Genomic DNA, 4,775 nt, shown 5'->3' with positions numbered 1-4,775 from the left:
GTGAGAGATATAGTAGAAAATCCATTTCAAAACACTATCTTTGCGCCAAATTTGAGGCGCATTTTATGCAAAAGATTAGAAATATAGCTATTATAGCACACGTTGACCACGGCAAAACTACTTTGGTTGATAAGATTTTACATTCTTGTTCTATTTTTCGTGACAACGAACAAACAGGAGATTTGATATTGGACAACAACGATTTAGAGCGCGAGCGTGGTATCACGATTGTATCTAAAAACGTATCGGTTCAGTACAAAGACGTAAAAATTAACATTATTGACACTCCTGGTCACGCGGATTTCGGCGGTGAGGTAGAACGTGTTCTGAAAATGGCAGATGGTGTACTTTTACTTTGCGATGCTTTTGAAGGTGCAATGCCTCAAACGCGTTTCGTAACGCAAAAAGCTTTAGCCCTTGGTTTAAAACCGATTGTGGTTGTAAACAAAGTGGATAAAGAAAACTGTCGCCCAGAAGAGGTTTATGAGCAGATTTTCGAATTGTTCTTTAACCTTGAAGCAACTGAAGATCAATTGGATTTCCCTGTAATTTACGGTTCATCTAAACAAGGATGGATGAGTACAGATTGGAAAGTACCAACTACCGATATTTTCGCTTTGTTAGATGCGGTTGTGGCAAACATTCCACCTGCACCAATTAACGACGGTACTTTACAGATGCAGATCACTTCGTTAGATTATTCCTCTTTCGTTGGTCGTATCGCAATCGGTCGTGTACACCGTGGTACAATTAAAGAAAACCAACCGGTTACTTTAATCAAACGCGATGGTAAAATCGTTAAATCAAGAGTAAAAGAACTTTATACTTTCGAAGGTTTAGGTAAAATCCGTACTACAGAAGTAAGTTCAGGTGATATTTGTGCAGTTGTAGGTATTGATGGTTTTGATATTGGTGATACAATCGCTGATTTTGAAGCACCAGAACAATTACCGGTTATCAGTATTGATGAGCCAACAATGAACATGTTGTTTACCATTAACAACTCTCCATTTTTTGGTAAAGAAGGTAAATTAGTAACTTCTCAACGTATTAAAGAACGTTTAATCAAAGAAACAGAGAAAAACTTAGCTTTAAAAGTTGTTGAAACAGCTTCTCCTGATGCTTGGTTGGTTTATGGCCGTGGTATTCTCCATTTATCTGTATTAATCGAAACGATGCGTCGTGAAGGTTATGAGATTCAGGTAGGTCAGCCTCAGGTTATCGTTAAAGAAATTGATGGTAAAAAACATGAGCCGATTGAAACTTTAATCGTTGATGTTCCAGGCGAAGTTTCTGGTAAAGTAATCGAATTGGTAACTCAACGTAAAGGCGAGTTGTTAATTATGGAGCCAAAAGGCGATTTACAACACTTAGAATTCGAAATCCCGGCACGTGGTATCATTGGTTTACGTAACAACGTTTTAACTGCTACAGCGGGAGAGGCGATTATGGCTCACCGTTTCAAAGCTTACGAGCCTTGGAAAGGTACAATTCCTGGTCGTTTAAACGGTGTATTGGTTTCAATGGAAAAAGGACAAACTACTGCTTATTCAATCGATAAGTTACAAGATAGAGGTCGTTTCTTCATCGATCCGGGAACTGATGTTTACGAAGGTCAGATTATGGGTGAGCATATCCGTGATAACGATTTAGTAGTAAACGTGGTAAAAGGTAAAGCATTAACCAACATGCGTGCTTCTGGTACTGATGATAATACCCGTATTGCACCGGCAATTAAATTCTCTTTAGAGGAAGCTATGGAATATATCCAGGCTGATGAGTATATCGAGGTTACACCGCAAAGCATGCGTTTACGTAAAATCTTCTTAACAGAACAAGAACGTAAAGTTAAAGGAAAGCAATTCGCTTAACTCCTTAAGAATATAAATATTAAGGCCTCGATGTAAATCGGGGCTTTTTTGCGTTTAAAGGTTTTATTGGGGTTGACAGCTTTAATCATAAATAGATCCTGAATTTGTCAACTCTAAAGTAATGATCTACTCAATATTTATTTAGATATCATAGGTGGTTATAAAAATGATGGGGAAAGCAATTGCGGAACTTTTTTTATTGTTAGTCCTTCTTTCCGCTAAATCCCCGATGAAGAATCGGGGGATATCGCTGCAATAAGGTTTAGGGGCGTTGGGGCGGTGGTATTAGGTTTCTTCAGTTTTACTTATCTTTCCAAAACAATATAATATCCATGCAAAGCTACCTACAATCCTTTAATATTCTTTCGCCGGCAGAAATTGATGTTTTTACAGCAAACGCTACACCAAGAACATTAAAAAAAGGAGAATTCTTTATTACCGAGAATAAAATTTGTAAGGAAGTCGCTTTTATAAAATCGGGGACTTTGCGCTCATTTTATACATCAACCAGCGCAGAAGAATATACCTATTGCCTTACTTTTCCCAATCAGTTTATGACAGCATATTCATCTTTGATTACCGGAAACCCAACTGTAGAAAATATTCAGGCCATGAGTGATGTAGATTTATTGATCATTAAAAAAGAAGTTATAGATATTTTGACCGAATCGAGCATTAATGGGCTGAGATTATTCAAAACAATAGCTGAACAGCAATATATTCATTTAGAGAAACGTGTGTTTATGTATCAAAAAGATGCAGCCAAAGCACGGTATATAGAGCTTTTTAAAAGTCATCCAGATTATATCAAACAAATTCCAGTAAAGTATCTGGCATCTTTTCTGGCCATTACGCCAAGACATTTAAGCAGACTGCGGAAAGAAATCATTTAAGGACATTTGTCTGCTTCTTGAGCGCAAGGACTGTGTTAATTTTGTGTTGTAGATAAAACAACATGAAAAATATTTTAATCATTAATGGTCATCCAAATAAAGATAGCATCAATTTTGCGTTGGCTGAAGCCTATTATAAAGGCGCTAAAGATTCAGGTGCCAATGTTTCATTAATTCATCTCGCTGAATTAGTATTTAATCCCAACCTGGCTTTCGGGTATCGCCAAAGGACGGAATTAGAGCCCGATTTGCTGTCAAGTTTGGAAAAAATCAAAGCTGCTGATCATTTGGTTTGGGTACATCCTGTGTGGTGGGGTGGCATGCCTGCCATAATGAAAGGTTTTATCGATCGACTGTTTCTACCAGGTATTACTTTTCAGTATCGCGAAAATAGCGTTTGGTGGGATAAGCTGTTAAAGGGAAAAACGGCAAGAATCATTACGACACTAGATCAGCCTTCTTGGTATTATTGGTTATCGTTCGGTCGCCCTAGTGTTAACCAGTTAAAGAAAAGTGTACTTCAGTTCTGTGGGGTAGATCCGGTAAAAGTTACTTATGTAGGAATTATCAAAAAATCAACTGAGAAACAGCGTCTAAAATGGCTTTCTGAAGTTTATAAATTAGGTAATCGCTTGCGTTAAGTATTTGTAATTCAGTTAAATTGTTAATCAGGTGCGCAATTTTTTGTCAGTATTTTTTCATAAAACCTTTGGGAATAAAAAACTAACAATTGCATGGCAATTAATTTTGCGTTCAGTTTTAATTTTGTGCTTTTGCAAGCAAACTAATCATCCCACATCATGATTAATAAAGGGTTATCCAAAATGGGTATATTTTTATTAAATATGCTCTCACTGTTACCGCTATTTATTTTATACAGATTGGCGGATGCTTTTTATGTGTTAATATTTTATGTTTTTGGTTACCGCCGGAAAGTGGTTAAAGAAAATCTGGTTAATGCATTCCCCGAGAAAAATACTGCTGAAATCCATGCCATAGAAAAACGTTTTTATAAATTTTTCTCCTCACTTTTTATTGAAGTGATTAAAATGAAAAGCATTTCTGAAAAGGAATTAAATAAAAGGGTAAAATTTAAAAATACCGATCTGGTAGAAGCCTATCTTAAAAATAACGAAAGTGTGCTTTTCTGTTCATCACATTATGGCAATTATGAATGGGTGTGTATGGCTATTGGCTTAAACTTTTCTGGCAAACATTACCCAATTTATAAACCGTTGAGCAGCGAAGCTTTTGATAATTGGTTTTTGACTATGAGAAGCAGGTTTGGCAACCATATGGTGTCTATGCGTCAAACTTTAAGGGCTATTCAATCGAGTAAAAATGAACCGACCATGTTTACTTTTGGAAGCGATCAGGCACCTTCAAAAGATGAATCGAATTACTGGACAACTTTTTTAAATCAGGAATCTTCCATCCAGTTAGGGGTTGAGAAAATAGCCAGAAAAACAAACCGTCCGGTGTTTTACCTCAAAATAAATTATTTAAAAAGAGGCTATTACGAAGTAGATTGTGTGCCGATCTGTTTAAACCCAGCAGAAACTGCTGAATTCGAAATCACCGAAATGCATACGCACTTTTTAGAGGATATGATTACAGAAGCACCAGCTTACTGGTTATGGAGCCACCGCAGATGGAAATATAAACCTGAGCAAAAGATTTCAGAAATCATCAAAAAAGATCAGAACACAATGGATGCCATGGCTTAGGCTAATCCATTTGTCTAAATATGAAATCTAACATTTTCGTGGCATAATTTTTTAAGGTGCTTTTTAAATTAGCACTATAAAATTTCTGGTATGATTAAAAAGGGGATTTCCCATTTGGGAGTATTTTTTTTAGGCGTATTATCTCTGCTCCCATTATCTGTTTTATACATTTTGGCCGATGGAGCTTATTTACTACTGTATTTTGTTTTCGGCTACCGACGCAAAGTTGTTCGGGAAAATTTATTAAATGCGCTTCCTGATAAAACATTACAAGAGATTTTGGT

The 4,775-nt window shown here is 36.5% G+C and carries 4 protein-coding genes and 1 pseudogene; all 5 read left to right on the top strand.

Annotation, left to right across the window (positions count from 1 at the left end; all coding sequences use genetic code 11):
• Positions 1-65: 65 nt before the first annotated feature.
• A complete protein-coding gene (typA, locus tag AC1DND_RS19900; RefSeq protein WP_029275490.1) occupies positions 66-1,871 on the top strand; it encodes a translational GTPase TypA in 1,806 nt (601 codons plus the stop codon).
• Between the two features lie 332 nt (positions 1,872-2,203).
• Positions 2,204-2,764, top strand: a complete 561-nt coding sequence (locus tag AC1DND_RS19895; RefSeq protein ID WP_477584271.1) for a Crp/Fnr family transcriptional regulator — start codon at positions 2,204-2,206, stop codon at positions 2,762-2,764.
• A 62-nt stretch (positions 2,765-2,826) separates the two neighbouring features.
• Positions 2,827-3,405 (top strand): NAD(P)H-dependent oxidoreductase, encoded by a 579-nt coding sequence (locus AC1DND_RS19890; protein WP_477584269.1) that lies wholly within the window; start codon positions 2,827-2,829, stop codon positions 3,403-3,405.
• A 159-nt stretch (positions 3,406-3,564) separates the two neighbouring features.
• Complete coding sequence (locus tag AC1DND_RS19885; RefSeq protein ID WP_477584267.1) at positions 3,565-4,491, top strand: lysophospholipid acyltransferase family protein; 927 nt, start codon at positions 3,565-3,567, stop codon at positions 4,489-4,491.
• A 90-nt stretch (positions 4,492-4,581) separates the two neighbouring features.
• A pseudogene (locus tag AC1DND_RS19880) lies at positions 4,582-4,775 on the top strand (lysophospholipid acyltransferase family protein); the annotation flags it as partial.

This window comes from Pedobacter sp. 01N416 (genome assembly GCF_056399685.1).
The sequence above is the reverse complement of the archived record's forward strand: the minus strand, read 5'-3'. Positions and strand labels throughout refer to the sequence as shown.